Source organism: Paraburkholderia adhaesiva (assembly GCF_021390575.1).
Taxonomy (GTDB): domain Bacteria; phylum Pseudomonadota; class Gammaproteobacteria; order Burkholderiales; family Burkholderiaceae; genus Paraburkholderia; species Paraburkholderia adhaesiva.
This window is the reverse complement of the sequence record NZ_JAJEJQ010000001.1, coordinates 2249837-2265939: the sequence shown is the minus strand read 5'-3', so window position 1 is coordinate 2265939 and position 16103 is coordinate 2249837. Positions and strand designations below refer to the sequence as shown.

The window sequence follows — 16103 nt, the reverse complement described above, 5'->3', positions numbered from 1 at the left end:
CGGCCCGACGCCGCGCGGTGTTTTCCCCGATACCCGAGTCCGGTGAGGCGTCGGATACCTTGCTATGATCGCGGGATGCGCCAAGGCGCCGAATCATCCGACACACGACACCAGCGGGCCCGCGTCACCTGTGGGCCCAGAACCGGACCGTAACGACAATGGCAGCAGACATCGAAGCCCGGCAACGCGTTTTCCCGCATACCCAGGACGAACTGAAGGAGATCGCGTCGGACATCCTCCGACACGCGAAGGCGCTCGGCGCAAGTGACGCGGCGACCGAAATCTCCGAAGGCGACGGATTGTCCGTGTCCGTGCGACGCGGCGAAGTCGAAACCATCGAGCACAACCGCGACAAGATGGTCGGCGTGACCGTCTATATCGGCAACAAGCGCGGTAATGCGAGCACCTCGGACTTCTCGCGCGAGGCGCTCAAGGACACCGTTGCGGCCGCGTACAACATCGCGCGCTTCACCGCCGACGACGACTGCGCAGGCCTCGCCGAGCACGATCTGCTCGAAATGTCGCCGCGCGACCTCGATCTCTATCACCCGTGGAATCTCTCGGCAGACGAAGCCGTCGAGATCGCGCGACGCGCCGAGGACGCCGCATTCGCCACCGATCCGCGTGTGAAGAACTCGGAAGGTGCGAGCGTATCCGCGCAGCACTCGCAGTTCGTGCTCGGCACGACGGGCGGCTTCCTGCACGGTTATCCGTATTCGCGCCACTACGTTTCGTGCGCGCCGATCGCGGGCGAAGGCCGCAACATGCAGCGCGACGACTGGTACACGTCGCGCCGGGCCGCAAGCGAACTGGCTTCGCCAGAAGCGGTGGGCCGTTACGCCGCCGAGCGCGCGCTTTCGCGCCTGAACGCACGCAGTCTCGACACGCGCAAGGTGCCGGTGCTGTTCGAGGCGCCGCTCGCGGCGGGGCTGCTCGGGGCGTTCGTGCAGGCGACGAGCGGCGGCGCGCTCTATCGCAAGACGTCGTTCCTCGTCGATAGCCTCGGCAAGCCGGTGTTCGCGCCGCATATCCAGATCGTCGAGGATCCGCACGTGCCGCGCGCGGCCGGCAGCGCGCCGTTCGACGAAGAGGGCGTGCGCACGCATCGCCGGGAGGTCGTGAAGGATGGCGTCGTGCAGGGCTATTTCCTGTCGTCGTATTCGGCGCGCAAGCTCGGCATGCAGACCACCGGCAATGCCGGCGGCTCGCACAACCTGCAATTGAAGAGCGCGCTCACGCAGCCCGGCGACGATTTCGAGGAAATGCTGAGGAAGCTCGGCACGGGCCTCTTGCTGACCGAACTCATGGGGCAGGGCGTGAACTTCGTGACGGGCGACTATTCGCGCGGCGCGTCGGGCTTCTGGGTCGAGAACGGGAAGATCCAGTACCCCGTGGAAGAGATCACCGTGGCTTCGACGCTGCAGGAGATGTTTCACCACATCGTCGCCGTGGGTGCCGATACGCTCGCGCGCGGTACCCGGCAGACGGGCTCGGTGCTGATCGAACGGATGACGGTGGCGGGGCAGTAACGCTCGTTTCGGTCGTCGAGAATGCAAACGGCACGCCATCGGCGTGCCGTTTTTGCTTTGGTGCGCAACGTGTGTTCAGTGCGCCTTAGTCGTCGCGTCGCTCGTAAGTCACGAAAGCGAAATCGAAGTCGTTCGGTGCGTTGGCGTGCAGCGTCTCGCGCGACGTTTCGCGCCACTGCGCCGGATCCGGCGCGGGGAAGGTCGCGTCGCCTTCGAAGTCGGCGGCGATTTCGGTGACGACGAGCTTGTGCGCAAGCGCGAGCCCTTGCTCGTAAAGCTGTGCGCCGCCGATCAGAAACGCCTCGGGCGCATGGTCTTGTGCCGCAATCGCAAGCGCCTCTTCGAGGCTCGTCGCGGTGTCGCAGCCGGGGAAGCGTTTCGAGCCGTCGCGCGTCACGACGATGTTGCGGCGCCCGGGCAGCGCGCGCCCGATCGATTCGTGCGTCTTGCGGCCCATCACGATCGGCGCACCCATCGTGGTCCGTTTGAAGAAGGCGAGGTCTTCGGGCAGCCGCCAGGGCAGTTCGTTGTCGCGGCCGATCACGCCGTTGCTGGCGCGCGCGACGATCAGGGTGAGCGTCGTCATCGAGTGAGTCGAGTGGGAGAACATCCGTGCGATTCTACCCGACGCCGCCGAAGCGTCCGACCATCGGCTTGGCGCCTCACCTCATTCGTGGTGGCCCGGACGGTGTGCCGGCTGGTTTTCGGCCTCGCCGCCGAAGATCGTCTTTTCGTCGCGCAGTCCGTGCGTGCCCATCAGTCGATACAGCGTCACGCGCGAGATGCCGAGGTCCGCGGCCGCTTCGTTCAGGCGGTGGCGGTGGCGCAGGAGCGCTGCCTCGATCGCGCGCTTTTCCGCCGCCTCGCGCGCCTGCGCGAGCGTCACGGTCTCTCGCGCGGTGAACTGCGCAAGGTCGAGGTCAGCGGCCGAGATCAGCTTGCTCTCGGCCATCACGATCGCGCGCCGCACGCGGTTGATCAACTCGCGAACATTGCCCGGCCAGATGTAGTTGTACATTGCCTCGATCGCGTCGGGCGTAAAGCCGCGGATCTTGCGCGCGCTATCCATCTGGAACTTGTGCAGCACGTGATGCGCGAGGATCTCGATGTCCTTGCCGCGTTCGCGCAGCGGCGGTTCATCGACGCGCAGCACGCACAGACGATGGAAGAGGTCTGCGCGGAAGCTTCCTTCGCGCATGGCCGCTTCGAGATCGACGTGTGTCGCCGAGATTATTCGAACATCGACCGGAATCTGTTCGTGACCGCCGAGGCGCTCGATCTTGCCTTCCTGCAGGAAGCGCAGCAGGCTTGCCTGGCTTTCCACCGGCATGTCGCCGATTTCATCGAGGAACAGCGTGCCGCCATTGGCCGCCTCCACGCGCCCGATCTTGCGCTGGTTCGCACCCGTGAACGCACCACGTTCGTAGCCGAATAGTTCGGATTGCAGAAGATGATGTGGAATCGCACCGCAGTTGATCGGCACGAACGGTGCCTTGCGTCGCGCCGAGCGTTCGTGGATTGCGAGTGCCGTTAGCTCCTTGCCGGTGCCCGATTCGCCTGAGATAAATACGGTGGCGTCGGTGTTCGCCACCTTGCGGATCGTGCGGAAAAGCTGTTGCATGGCCGCACAGGTGCCCACCATTTCGTCGTCGTCGTGGCCCGCAGCTGCGGCGGCCGCGCTCTCGTCGACTTCACACAGCGACACCATACCGTACGCGTGGCTCACGAGGTAATCGAGCGTCGCGTTCGCGACCGGCAAATGCACGTAGTCGAAGCAGAAATGGCGGATCAGCCTGCGAACTTCGGAGTCGGCGAGCCGCGCGGAATCGGTCAGCGCGATCCAGCCCACCTGCTGCAGCCGCAGCACCGCTTCGAGGCCCGCGTAGTCGCTCGGCGCGAAGCCAGTCAGATCGACGAGGCCCGCGCACGCGGGCGCGGGTTTCACGAGCCGCGACGCCTCGTGGGCGGTGCGTGCCGTCGCCAGTTCCCAGCCGCGGCTCTTCAGGTAGGCGGACAGGTCAGGGTCGGGCGTGCGGGCAAGGTAAAGCAGCGTGCGCGCGAGGCTCACTGCGATCCGCGTGACGGACCCGTCTGTCTCGCACGAAGAGCTCACGGCATCCGGCGGATCGAGCGGCGGTGTGATGGCAAGCCGTTGACCGGCGCCAGCGAGAGGCGTCACGGTGGCGCCTAGGTGAGAGGATTCGCGCACGATCGTTCTCGCATTCATCAGAAGGTATAGGGGAACCGCACGCCGACTACAAAGTTCGGCGCGTCAGGCGTGAGACCGACGGCAACCGCGCCGTTGATCGTCAGGTGTTTGTTGACGACGTGATTCAGTCCGAAGTTGAGCGTCGAGGCGGTGGTCTCGCTGCCCGGCACGCCAACCCAGCCGCCGCCCGGCGACTTGGTCTGCGACTGCGGCGCGATCGCCATCGTGTAGGAAATGCTCGCGGAATCCTTATCGGAGAACGCAAGCGCGACGCCGCCGCCGAACTGGTAAATGTCGCCGAGCTTCACGTCGGCGGGCTCGATCTGCCCGACCACGGACGAAATGTCGGCGAACGAGCGCGCAACGTTGTACGTGTACGAGAAACTGCCGAACAGCACGACCGGGTCGTAGGTCTTCAACACGGACACACCGGCCGTGATGTTCCAGAAACCCGTACCCGTGGGTAGCTTGCTGGGCGCGACGAGGTTCGTGTTATCGGGCTCGAGTTGCACGAGCTTGATGCCGAACGGCGAGCTGCCAGTCGGCGTTTTCACGCGCAGACTGCCGACCACGTCGGGTATGTCGTTGGTTTCCTTCAGGAACTGGTAGTAGACGCCGAAGCTCACGTCGCCGATGTCGTGCGAACTGACCGAAGCATCGGAGAGCGTACCGGCCGCCCCGCCTGCGCCGCCGACGATGAAGGTGCTGTGGCGGTAGATGTACGGCACATCGACATCGACGCTGATCCGGTCGGTGAGGCCGTAACGCGTGTCGAGGTCGGCCTGGACCTGGTGCGACTTCGTCTGGCCCAGATTGATGTTGCCAAGGAAAATCGCGTCCAGCGCGAGGAAGCCCGAGAGCTGCAACTGGCGCCGGTCGTAGTACGTGTCGCTGATGCCCCAGTCCAGCGTGAGCCTGCGGTCGAAGAGCGGCGCATGCTCGCGCTGCACGACGGCCTGCTCGGCTTCGGTGCGCTGCGGCTGCGCCTGTTTCTGAGTTTCACCCACCTCAGGATTCACGCCAACGGGCGCGCCCTGTTGCGGGCCGCTCGAAGCGGAACTGCCGGTCGCGCCGGTCGTAGGCCCGGAATCGGGTGAGGGAGGATTGACCGGTACGCCGGTTGCCGTGCCCGTGAGCGAACCTGGCGCTGCCGCGCCGGGCAACACCTGCGCGAGCGGCGGTAGGGGTACCGGCAGGCCGTCGTCGCCGGGCTGCTCGGCAACGGCCGCGTCGGAGGCAGCGTTGGGCGCGCCCGCACCTGGCGCGCCGCGTCCGCGCTGCGCCATCTCCAGGTTCGTGACCTGGCGTTCGAGCGACTGGATCTGCTTCTGCTGCTCGTCAACCACTCGCATGAGCATGTTCAAACGGTCCTCGAGCGACTGGTTCTTCAGCTCCTGAGCGCCGGCCGATTGCGCGAGCGCGAACAGCATGGCAGCTGCGGGTATGGCCGCGAGCCTCATTCGCGGCACCCCAGTCCTGGACATTGTGTTCATTCTTGTACCCCCGGGTTTGCACGTGGGCGCATAACCTGTTGTTCCGGTATCCGCGCCCGCATGCCGCGATGTTTCTCGTTCCTCCTGTACGGCTCGCGGGGTTCGTGCCCGCGTTACTCCTCCTTGTCAGTGGCCGTTGCGCAGCGCCTGAAGCACACCGGTCTGCCGGATCATGGCTGCGCTCATCTGCTGTGTGTGCAGGCTCAATGCCAACTGATTGGCTACCTGCTGATTGTTGCCGGCGATCTGGAGCAACTGGGCGATCGCACCTGCCTGTTGTGCGTTGCCTGGCACGATGCTCTGGGTCGCGATGCCGGCGGGGGTCTGTACCGACACGTTGATGCTGTTATTGGCGAACGTGATGCCCGCCTGAACGCTGCCGTTCCCGTTTGCGGCGAACGCGGACGGCTGGCTGGTCGCGCCCTGGATGCCCGGGAGTTGCGGGGCGCTGTTGCTGTAGGTGATAGTCGCGGCGTTCGTGCCGACGTTGCTGTTGCCCGCGACCTGGGTGATCTGCGATACCCCGTTGACTGCTACTTGCTGGCCGCCCGTGACTCGCGCGGCGGGGTTGGCGCCGCTGTTACGCGTGGTGGTGACGTTGGTGTTCGTGCTAGCGCCACTGTTATTCGCTACGGTCCCGCTTGTATTCGTGTTTGTATTCGCGCTGGTATTCGTGCTGGTGCCGTTGGCGCCGTTAGTGCCATTAGCGCCATTGGTGCCGTTAGCGCCGGCGCCGCTCGTCTGCGCACCGGCGCCTCCATCGTTCGTGTTGGTGTGCTGGCTGGTCTCCGTCACGCGAGCGTAGGTCTCGACCTGGGCGGTGATCTGGTTGGCGAGGTTCTGCGAAACCGAGATCGCGCCCTGGGCGATCGCCGTAGCGCCATTGGGCATATCCCACCTGGAAAGCACGCTAAGAACGAACCCGGAAATCATGCTGCTGCCGGCGTACTTGCCGGTCTGGCTGGAGAGCACGTCGTCGTCGACGGGCTCGCACTTGATGGTCTCTTTCGCGGCGCTGCTGGTGCTCAGGAAGGTCGGCAACGTCGAGGCTTCGATGCTGCCGGCGGCTGAAGCGTCGCTCGCATGGCTGCAGGCGAGCGCGAGGAGCGCTCCCGTGACGCCACAGTATGAGAGGCTGCGTTTCATGGCTCGATCAGGACATCAGAACATGACGGCCCGCTCGAGGCCGTAATCGACGAAAGGAGTCGCCGCAGTGCCGGTTGCCAGTGCATTGGCGCGCAGCTTGAGCGCGAGCGACTCGTTGTTCTGCAGCAAAGGAGAATCCTCCCTGAATGGTTTTCCTAGCACGGCGAAGACGAGGCCGTTCCACGACTTCGAGAAATCGTCTTCGGCGACGATACGGTTGCCGAGTGCCGGATCCGCGATGAAGACCCGGCCGTCTGCGGCATGCTTGACGATGACGAAGTGCTCGTAGCCCTCGATGTTCATGAGAACGAGCACGGGAATCTGCAGGTGATGGAGCGCATCGATGTTGACGCGGAAACCGCGTCCGCGCAGGCCGATCGTTTCGACGAACTTCTTCATGTCGAGCATCGAGAAGCCGTTCTTCTGGACCACCTCCGGCGTCGAGAACGCCATCATGCGGCGGATCAGTTCCACTTCCGGAATGTCGATGTCATAGCCGTACTTGAGCAGGGTCGCGAGCGCGGCCGCGCCGCAGCTGTAGTCGAACTGCTGCGTGACTACGCTGCGGTAGCGCAGGTCTTTCATCGAACGAATCGGCAACTTGACGGGCACGCCGATCAGATTCGTCGCGTCGATGGTCGACTGCGCGTAGGCCGGCGCGTACAACACGCAGGCAGACGCACAGGCAGCAAGCGCCGTTGCGCAAACCTTCCGCACCGGGAACTGGACGAGCCCGGACATGATGGTCTCCTTGCCGGCCGGCTTGCACGGGTTCGATAGCGGGTGTCGACTGGAGTCGCGGCTTCATCCCACGTGGACCGGGGGCAGGGCGTCAGCCCTCACTCCGGTCCCATCCAGTTCCCGCTTTACCCATTCAGGTCTGCCGAAACCGTACCGGCCGCTGCAATGGCAGCCGGCACGGGTACTGCGCTCAATCGGTTACTTCGGGTTACTTCGGGCTACTTCGATACGGTCACCGCGGCGATCGCGAGGCCGTTGTGCTGCACGTTGCCCGCGCCACCAGCGATGTTCACGCCGATATTGCCGCTTGCGCCGGCCAGCGCGTTCGCGGCCATCGAGGCGGTACCGCTGAACTTCCCGGTGAAGTCCATGCCCGCCGACTGGCTGCTTTCGTCGGTGGCGACCATGGCAGCGCTGCTCGGCGCCGACTTCTCGGTGCTGCTCGATACGGCAAGGCTATTGTTCTGAGCATTGCCCACACCTGCCGCGACGTTCACGCCGACGTTGCCGCTTGCGTTGGCAAGCGCGTTGCTGCCGACGGACGCGTTGATGTTGAAGTTCTTGATCTTCGCGTTGCCAGAAGTCGACTGGTTGTTGAAGATCTGGGCATTGCCGAATACGTTGCCTGCATCGATCATGGCGAGCGACGCGTCGTTGCTTTGCGCATTGTCGACGCCCTCCGTGATGTTGATGCCGACATTACCCGAAATGCCCGTTGTCGGCGCCGAAGCGGTGCCGCCGATGTTCGCATCGAGCGAGCCGGTCGGAACGCCGTTGTAGTGCGTCGTGACCGCCCCGACCGTCGTTTCGTTGGTCGTGTTGTCATGCGACTTCACGTTCCAGTTGGCCTGGAAGGTGTGCGAGTCAATCGACCCGCCGACCGAATACCAGCTCGACTGCTCGCCGAACGACTGGTGGCCCGAGCCCTCGTTGCTCGAGAAGCCCCATACCACGCCCTGGCCCGAACCTTCCGAGGCCCCGAAGCTGCCGCCGATGCCCGAGCCCTTCGCCCAGCTGGACTCGTTATAGCCGGCCGAGAAGCCGCCCTGGACATGGGCTGAACCGCCGCCGAAATACTTGTTGCCGTAGTTGTTGTAGCTATACGAGCCGCCGGCATGGCCACCCGCTGAAATATGGCCGCCCTGGCTCTGGTTCACGTCGTAGAAATAACCGCCGACGGACGCGTGTTGCTGGCTATATTCGTAGCCGCCGCCGGCGACGCTCGACTTCTGGTTCGCGTAGGAATAGTGCGACGATTCCTGGAAGCCTTGTGCGCCGCCCGACGCGTGGAAGCTTGTCGTCGTGACCGAACCGGACGCCGTTCCGCCGGCGTCGACTGAATGCTTTGTATCGTAGGTGTAGGTGGTTGTGTGGCCGGTCAGGTATGCACCGGTCGGATCGTTCGGCCTCAGCGTGACGCCGTCGAGGTTGACTGTTTGCGAATTGTTGACGACTGCGCCGGTGGTGTTCGATACGTTGACGCAGCCAAACAGCAGGACACCTCCCCAGATGCCGACGTTTTCGTTGACGACGGTCGAGTTGAAGATGAACGGGTCCTTCAATGCGTGGGCGAAGACGCTGCCCGACGAGACCGCGAGAACCGCGGCGGCAATTAGAGTGCGCTTCATGATGTCGCTCCGATACTTGATTGGTCAGTTAGAAAAGAGTGCCCGCCGGGGGACGGAGCACGAAACTATTCGCCGTAGCATTACCGGCTCCGACGGTCTGGTTCACCTGCACGAGACCCGTAGCATTCCTGAATGCCGCACTGCCGATACTGGCCTCACGAATGCCTCTTGCCTCGGGCGATCGACCCGGACCGCCGTTTGTCGCAGCCGCCGCAGACAAGTCCCCATCTGAGACGGTTTCAACACCAATTACCGCAGTGCCGATGCGGGCACTGTTGCTCTGGGAATTCCCGATGCCCGCAGCCTGGTTGACCATGACTACGCCCGACGCGTTGGCAAAGGCACCTTCGCCGATGCTCGCGCTTGCGTTAGTGAGGTGCGCCCGCGCGCTTGCGCTCTGCTCGCTGCTGGTGCCGTTGACCATGCCGGAGCCGCCGCTCGTGACCGTCAACTGGTTGGCTTGTGCGTTGTTGAGGCCCGCCGCTTCGTTGACGGCGACCACGCCGAGCGTGCCGTTTGCCACGCCGGCCCCGATCTCCGCATTCGCGCCGACGACAGCCTGTGCCTGTGCCGTGCCCGCGCAGACGACGAGCGCGGCGGTGGCGAGCACCACCCGCTGCAGCCAGCAGGAGAGAAGCGGGGACGCGTTCATTTCGCGGCTCCGAGCGCCGCCGAGAGCGGCGCCAGCGCGCCGGCCATGGTGGACGAGATCATGCCGCCGATGCCTCCGCCTTGGCCGCTTGCGCCCAACGCCACGTTGGAGCCGGTGTCTCTTCCGGTCAGGATCGACGAGAGGGCCTGCATGCCGGCCGCGTTGGCGCCGGTCGTGCCGTTGGGCGCGACGCCGGCGGAGCCGTGTGCGTTGGTGAGTTCGGTGTCGGAGACGACGGCCGCCATCGTCGGATCGAAGCTGTTGGCCGGGAAAGTCGTCGCGCGAACCACGACGGGGTCCTGGCTCTTCGGGACGGCAGCGAAGGCGCTGCGCGGGGTGATGTCGCGTTCGACGATGATGTCGCCCGGATTCACGACCTGCTGCGCCGTCGATACAGCCGAAATCCCGGCTGCAAGGCATCCGCAAACGATTGCGGCGACCCTTGCTGAACGCCGGCTGTGGGCCGGCGTCGTGTTGCATGCCGTCATGTCAGTCCCCTGCGAGTCCGGCGTGGACGGCTCACGTCACGCCGGACGCCGCGCCGCGCGAGCGGCCCGGTTTACTTTCTCGTATAACTGGCGATGTTTCCTTGTGCGGCCTGCGAGCTGTCGACCGGAATCGGCAGCGGGGCGGGCGGGGCAATCTCATCCCACAGGGTGACGTTGTTGCCGCCGTGCATCAGCTGCGGCGTGGCGGCGACCATCAACATGCCGACTGCGCCGCCGCGCTGGCGCGACAACGTCTGATCGTCCAATGCGCGAGCACCGACCAGCACGCTGTCGTCGCCGGGCGGCGTAGGGTCGGCGGCCACTGGCCCGTTGTCCGTGTCGGCGCTGTCCGTCTGCGGGGCGCGTACTTCGAGCGTCGCGGGAACGATGGACGGTGCAACAATGGCGTCGCGCGTTGCAGGAATGACATCAGCGTTCACGCTGGCGGACGTCGCGGCGACCGGCGCATCGACTGCTGCTACCAGCGACTGCGCGTGAACCGCGCTCGCAAGCCCGAGCAGCGCGGCGGCCGCGAGGGCCACAGTGCCGCCTGATGCATGGCGCCTGACGATGAAGGGATTGAATCGCATGGCTTATCTCCTCGTGCAGGAGATTTAGCGAAACATGTGCCATGCGCCGCAATCCATTGATGCACCTGATGTGTGCGTTTTCAGCTGGTTTTTGAATGGCCGATTTTGTCTAAAATGTTTCAGTGCTGAAACGCGTAACTAATTAAAGGACTATGCGCATTGCGCACAGGTAACCAGTCGTTAAGCGGAGTCTTAATGCGAAGGTAATCGGAGAGTGAAACATTCGATTAATTTCCCTTCTGACAACGTTCGGTAATATTCGCCTTGAAAACCTTTTCATCTGGCCCGTTTGGGCGGTGGCAGGTGTAAAAACCGTCCAACAATTCCGCATATAGAGTAAGCTTCAGGAAACGCTCTAAAGCAGATAAGTAAAAAGTGCCCGTATGGGCCCGCGACACCCACACCGAGACTCGGGGTTTCATCGTCAGCAAAAGCATGTCCGTTCGCTTCTATTTCAGAAGCGAATTGGCGCTTTATGCTGGGTGTCTGGACATTCAGGTGCGTGCCGGCATTTTTAACGATGTAGTGGCGAGAGGATCTGAATAATGGAACCCGCAACACGGCAACTAATATACGTGACGCGCAGCCCGAGCGAAGAGCTGAACGAGCGGTTCCACGAGCGTGGCTGGCAAGTGGAAGTCGTCAGCAACGCGCGCGACGCGCGCAGGGTGCTGCGCGCGGGTCTTCCGGCGGGTGGCCTTCTCGACGTTTCCAGTCATTTCCATCTGCCAGAGATCGGCGCGTTCGAGCCATGCCTCACGTTGCCTAACGTCGGCTGGGTGGCAGCGACGACCTCGGGACAGCTTCAGGACGCAACGCTGCGCCGCCTTGTGCGCGATTACTGTTTCGATTACGTAACGGTCCCATGGAGCGGCGAGCGTATCGTCGACTCGGTTGGCCACGCATATGGCATGGTCTCGCTCGGCGAACCGGCTTCGAACGACACGACCGGCGGAACGGAAGGCGAGATGGTTGGCTCGTGCGAGGCGATGCTCGCGCTCTTCCGCTCGATCCGCAAGGTCGCCATGACCGACGCCCCGGTGTTCATCTCGGGTGAGTCGGGCACCGGCAAGGAACTCACGGCCGTCGCCATTCACGAGCGCTCGTCGCGGCGTAACGCGCCGTTCGTGCCGATCAACTGCGGCGCGATTCCGCCGCATCTGTTGCAGTCGGAGCTGTTCGGCTACGAGCGCGGCGCCTTCACGGGCGCGAGCCAGCGCAAGATCGGACGCGTCGAGGCGGCCAACGGCGGCACGCTCTTCCTCGACGAAATCGGCGACCTGCCGATGGAAAGCCAGGCGAGCCTGCTGCGCTTCCTCCAGGAAGGCAAGATCGAGCGTCTCGGCGGCCATCAGTCGATGCCCGTGGACGTGCGCATCATCTCGGCGACGCACGTCGACATGCGTGCCGCGATGGTCGAAGGGCGTTTTCGTCAGGATCTGTATCACCGCCTGTGCGTGCTGCAGATCGACGAGCCGCCGCTGCGCGCGCGCGGCAAGGACATCGAGCTGCTCGCGCGGCACATGCTCGAACGTTTTCGCAAGGACGGCTGCCGGCGCCTGCGCGGCTTCTCGCCCGACGCGATCGCCGCGCTGCACAACTACAGCTGGCCGGGCAACGTGCGCGAGCTCATCAACCGTGTGCGGCGCGCGATCGTGATGTCGGAGGGGCGCGCGATCACGGCGAGCGATCTCGAACTCGGAGACTACGTCGAGGTGATGCCGGTGTCGCTCGCGCAGGCGCGCGAAGCCGCTGAGCGCCAGGCGATCGAACTTGCGCTCCTGCGTCATCGCGGGCGCCTCGGCGACGCGGCGCACGAACTCGGGATTTCGCGCGTGACGCTTTACCGGTTGCTGTGCGCGCACGGCATGCGTCACATGGAAAGTGAAAACCTCACACCGCATCCGGGCGGGCTGGCCTCGGGAGGCGGGGCGTAAATTCCCGGCACGTCCATGGTCTGATTTGGGCCCTGGCAGGTCGGCAGGGCGCGCCACATGTCTTCAGCTCGCGTTTTCCGCACGCGACGCTTCGGACGCTACCCTCGTGCCCGGTGGGTTTTCCCGGCTCCGGCGCCGCGCTTGTTAAAATCCCGGTTTCTCGATCCGAACCGGGTGCCGCGCGCGCCCGCCGAAGGGGCCCCGCATGAAACAGTACCTCGAGCTGGTCCGCTCGATTCTCGATACCGGCACCTGGCAGGAAAACCGCACGGGCATCCGCACTATCAGCCAGCCCGGCGCGATGCTGCGCTTCGATCTCCAGCAGGGATTCCCCGCCGTGACCACGAAGAAGCTGGCGTTCAAGTCGGCGGTCGGCGAGCTGATCGGCTTTTTGCGCGCATCGCGCAGCGCGGCCGATTTCCGGGCGCTCGGCTGCAAGGTCTGGGACGCCAATGCGAACGAGAACGCGCAATGGCTCGCGAATCCGTATCGCGAGGGCACCGACGACCTCGGCGACGTCTACGGCGTGCAGTGGCGCCGCTGGCCGGCGTACAAGGTGCTCGACGCCGACGCGGCGGCGCGTCTGGCGGACGCTGAATCGCGCGGTTATGCGCGTGTGGCGCAGTTCGTCGAAGATGGTCGCCCGAAGGTGCTGCTCTACAAGGCGGTCGACCAGTTGCGCCAGTGTCTAGACACCATCATGAGCAACCCCGCCGATCGCCGCATTCTGTTTCATGGCTGGAATCCCGCGGTGCTCGAGGAAATCGCGCTGCCAGCTTGCCATCTCCTGTATCAGTTCCTGCCGAATCCGGCGAAGCGGGAGATCTCGCTGTGCCTGTATATCCGCAGCAACGACGTTGGTCTCGGCACGCCGTTCAACCTGACTGAAGGCGCAGTGCTGCTGCATCTGGTCGGCCGGTTGACGGGCTATACGCCGCGCTGGTTTACGTACTTCATCGGCGATGCCCACATCTACGAAAACCAGCTCGACATGCTGAACGAACAGTTGCGTCGCGAGCCGTTTGAGAGCCCGCAGCTCGCGATCTCGGAGCGCGTGCCCGAATACGCGAAGACGGGGGTCTATGAGCCGGAATGGCTGGAAAAAGTCGAACCCGCTGATTTTTCGCTTGCCGGCTACCGGCACCACGAGCCATTGACCGCACCGATGGCAGTCTGATTCGGCGTTACCCGGCTTAAATTTAAAAGCCCGCGGACCTCAGGTCCGCGGGTTTTTTAGTTTGTCAGGCGAGAGGCTAGGCCTTCGCGATAGGTACGGTTAGCCGTGCGGATGGTCGTCGCGGCCATGGCTCGCGCGTTCCTGCGGTTGCGGCGCCGGGCGTGCCTGAGGTTGAGGCTGTGGTTGCGGCTGCGGGTGGAACTCCGCACGCGGTTGGGGTTGCGGCTGCGGCTGCGGGCGAACCTCCGCACGCGGTTGGGGTTGGGGCTGCGGTTGCGGGCGGAACTCCGCACGCGGCTGGGGTTGCGGTTGCGGCTGTGGGCGAACCTCCGCACGCGGCTGGGGTTGAGGCTGCGGTTGCGGGCGGAATTCCGCACGCGGTTGCGCTTGAGGCTGCTGTTGCGGACGAATCTCCGCACGCGGTTGCGCTTGAGATTGTGGCTGCGGGTTGAACTCCGCGCGCTGCTGGGGCTGCTGTTGCGGTTGCGGACGAGCCGCCTCGCGCGGCGCGGGCTGCGGCTGTTGCATCGCGTATTGCGGCTGTCGGGCACCCTCGACCGCGCCGGGCTGGCCACGTGTTGCCATCGGCGCATGCGGCTGCGTCCACATCGGCTGACGCGCTTCGTTCGGTGCCGCGTCTGGCGTGCGGCCTTGTGCGCGAGACATGTCGCCTTCCGGGCGGCCCGCCAACTGCGGCGGGCGTGGCGCGCCACGCTCCTGTTCCGCCGGACCACGTGGGTTCCCCATCGCAGGAGCCACGCCCGGCTGGCCGCGTTCCTGCGTCGGTGCGTTCGACGCAAAGCCTCCCGGACGACCGGGCTGCGGCGCCATGCTGCCGGGCCGTCCGGCCTCACCCATCACCGGCGAATGCGGCGGCACCACGCGCACATTTTGCGCACCCCATGCGCCATGCGCTGCATCGAGAGGCGCATGCGCCGGCGCAGAAACACGCACTACCGGCGCACCTGCACCCGGTACCGTGCCGCGTTCACGCGCAAAGCGTTGCGCGAGGTTGTCGCGTAACGCTGGCGGCGCGACGGGCGCGCGCGTCGCCACGACCTGGCGCTGTGTGAGCGCGGCAGGCGGACGATAGTCGGCGCGCCGCGCGCTGTTGCCGAAACTGCCCGCTACCGGCGCGATGCCCGGCGTGCCCGACTCGATGTGCGCCCCGTGCCATTGTCGCGGATCGACGTGCTGTGCAAAGCGGGAGACCGGCTGGCCGTGGACGAACGCGGTTGCCGGCACCGCCGTAACGGCACCCGGCACGCGATAGTTCACATACGTGTTGTGGATGTTGTTGACGACGACGGTACGGTTCACGCGATCGTAGTAATGCGGACTCCAGTCCGCCCAGCGCGGATGCCACGGCTCACCGGGTCCGAGCGCGAACCACGCGATGCCGGCCGCACCGACACCGCCCGCCGCGAGGCTCACGCCCCAGTCGACGCCGCCATCCCCGCCGCCGACAAAGCCGACGAGCGCCGGCGCATAGACCGGCGGCTCGCTCTCGACCATGGGGCCGGGCACCCAGGCCCACGAATCGTCGATATTGGCCCAGCGGCCGTAGTGATAGGGGGCGAAGCCCCACGGCTGATCATCGACCCACGTCCAGCCCCATGGCGCTTGCCAGACCCAGTGGCCGTCGTGATACGGCGCCCAGCCCGCGGGCGTGTCATTCGGTACCCAGACCTCGCCATACTGCGGGCTGTTGCGCCAGGTGCCGTTCGCGTCGAGGTCCTGATAGCCCGTCATGTCGCGTGAAACGTAGCGTGCCGACACCGAGCGGTCCTCGGCGGCGTCGCGCGCGAGTGCCCAACGGTCGAAGGCATCGGGCTGCGGCGCCTCGTTGCTTCCCACCTGCTGCAGGTCCGTTCCAGCGAAGCGGATCTGCTGGCCCGCCGACATCGGCGTCTGGCCGTTCTCGCCGTAGGCGGTCACGTTGCCGCTGTGGACCGTGACCGTGGTCGAACTGCCATCCGGCGCCACGTCGACGCGATAGTCGCCCGGGCTGCTCACGCCGAGCGCCAGATTCGGCGTGTCGATTTCATAGGATGTCCCGGCGGGCAGTTCGCGCACGTGCGTCGAGAGCGTGCCTTGCGCGACTTTCAACTGAGCCGTCGAGTCGTCGAGATTGAGGACGCTAACGCTCGTTTGCGCGCCAAGGCGCACCGCCGTCGAACCGATGTGCAACTCGGAGCGCGCATTCGCGTCGTTCCAGAGCTGATCGCCGGACGTGAGCGGGCGGTTGAGCTGGGCGTAGGACCAGTCGGTGGCGCCCGCCGGTTCTGTCGTGACGGGGCCGGCCATGTAGTCGAGCCGCGCGACGCGCCCCGGCGGATCGATAGTCGCACCCTGGGAGGGCGGCTCGCCCTGGGCATACCCCGGCGCGCTCTGGGCGAACGCAGGCACGGCGGCGAATTGCAGCGCCGCAACCGCGGCACAGGCAACAAGGGTAGGCGTGTGGCGGGGAAGCCGGCGAAACTCGATGATCGTTGGGGTGCGCGTTTTCATGT

13 protein-coding genes are annotated in these 16103 nt (G+C 65.1%); 3 read left to right on the top strand and 10 right to left on the bottom strand.

The genetic code is table 11. The features are described 5' to 3' along the window. Nucleotides 1–158: 158 nt before the first annotated feature. Complete coding sequence (gene pmbA, locus L0U80_RS10250) at nucleotides 159–1529, top strand: metalloprotease PmbA (RefSeq protein WP_233863862.1); 1371 nt, start codon at nucleotides 159–161, stop codon at nucleotides 1527–1529. 85 nt (nucleotides 1530–1614) lie between these two features. On the opposite strand, the gene L0U80_RS10245 is transcribed toward pmbA, so the two are convergent. The 9 genes from L0U80_RS10245 to L0U80_RS10205 form a co-directional block, all read right to left on the bottom strand. Next, the gene (locus tag L0U80_RS10245) at nucleotides 1615–2115 is read right to left on the bottom strand and encodes a dihydrofolate reductase (protein ID WP_233863861.1); all 501 of its coding nucleotides are present in this window, start codon (nucleotides 2113–2115) and stop codon (nucleotides 1615–1617) included. Nucleotides 2116–2196: 81 nt separating this feature from the next. After that, nucleotides 2197–3708, bottom strand: coding sequence for a sigma 54-interacting transcriptional regulator (locus L0U80_RS10240; protein ID WP_505879289.1), 1512 nt, complete (start codon nucleotides 3706–3708; stop codon nucleotides 2197–2199). 47 nt (nucleotides 3709–3755) lie between these two features. Continuing rightward, a complete protein-coding gene (locus tag L0U80_RS10235; protein ID WP_233863857.1) occupies nucleotides 3756–5231 on the bottom strand; it encodes a coiled-coil domain-containing protein in 1476 nt (491 codons plus the stop codon). A gap of 126 nt (nucleotides 5232–5357) precedes the next feature. Continuing rightward, entirely contained in the window at nucleotides 5358–6377 is a 1020-nt protein-coding gene (locus L0U80_RS10230) for a peptidase C39 (protein WP_233863855.1), read from the bottom strand. Between the two features lie 15 nt (nucleotides 6378–6392). Next, nucleotides 6393–7118: a C39 family peptidase gene (locus L0U80_RS10225; protein ID WP_233863854.1), complete on the bottom strand. Its 726-nt coding sequence runs from the start codon at nucleotides 7116–7118 to the stop codon at nucleotides 6393–6395. A gap of 218 nt (nucleotides 7119–7336) precedes the next feature. Next, complete coding sequence (locus L0U80_RS10220; RefSeq protein WP_233863852.1) at nucleotides 7337–8746, bottom strand: FapB/FapC family functional amyloid domain-containing protein; 1410 nt, start codon at nucleotides 8744–8746, stop codon at nucleotides 7337–7339. A gap of 28 nt (nucleotides 8747–8774) precedes the next feature. Next, complete coding sequence (locus L0U80_RS10215) at nucleotides 8775–9398, bottom strand: FapB/FapC family functional amyloid domain-containing protein (RefSeq protein ID WP_233863851.1); 624 nt, start codon at nucleotides 9396–9398, stop codon at nucleotides 8775–8777. Beyond that, nucleotides 9395–9886: a FapA family amyloid fibril periplasmic chaperone gene (locus L0U80_RS10210; RefSeq protein WP_267954678.1), complete on the bottom strand. Its 492-nt coding sequence runs from the start codon at nucleotides 9884–9886 to the stop codon at nucleotides 9395–9397. The genes L0U80_RS10215 and L0U80_RS10210 overlap by 4 nt, the downstream gene beginning before the upstream one ends. Before the next feature lie 71 nt (nucleotides 9887–9957). Further along, nucleotides 9958–10476, bottom strand: a complete 519-nt coding sequence (locus tag L0U80_RS10205; protein WP_233863849.1) for a hypothetical protein — start codon at nucleotides 10474–10476, stop codon at nucleotides 9958–9960. A gap of 545 nt (nucleotides 10477–11021) precedes the next feature. Between L0U80_RS10205 and L0U80_RS10200 the strand changes: the two genes are divergently transcribed. Together L0U80_RS10200 and L0U80_RS10195 are read left to right on the top strand one after the other, a co-directional pair. Continuing rightward, entirely contained in the window at nucleotides 11022–12413 is a 1392-nt protein-coding gene (locus tag L0U80_RS10200; protein WP_233863848.1) for a sigma-54 dependent transcriptional regulator, read from the top strand. A 205-nt stretch (nucleotides 12414–12618) separates the two neighbouring features. After that, nucleotides 12619–13590: a thymidylate synthase gene (locus tag L0U80_RS10195; protein ID WP_233863847.1), complete on the top strand. Its 972-nt coding sequence runs from the start codon at nucleotides 12619–12621 to the stop codon at nucleotides 13588–13590. 99 nt (nucleotides 13591–13689) lie between these two features. Here the strand turns inward: L0U80_RS10195 and L0U80_RS10190 are convergent, their stop codons facing one another. Continuing rightward, nucleotides 13690–16101 (bottom strand): DUF6600 domain-containing protein, encoded by a 2412-nt coding sequence (locus L0U80_RS10190; RefSeq protein ID WP_233863846.1) that lies wholly within the window; start codon nucleotides 16099–16101, stop codon nucleotides 13690–13692. Nucleotides 16102–16103 lie beyond the last annotated feature (2 nt).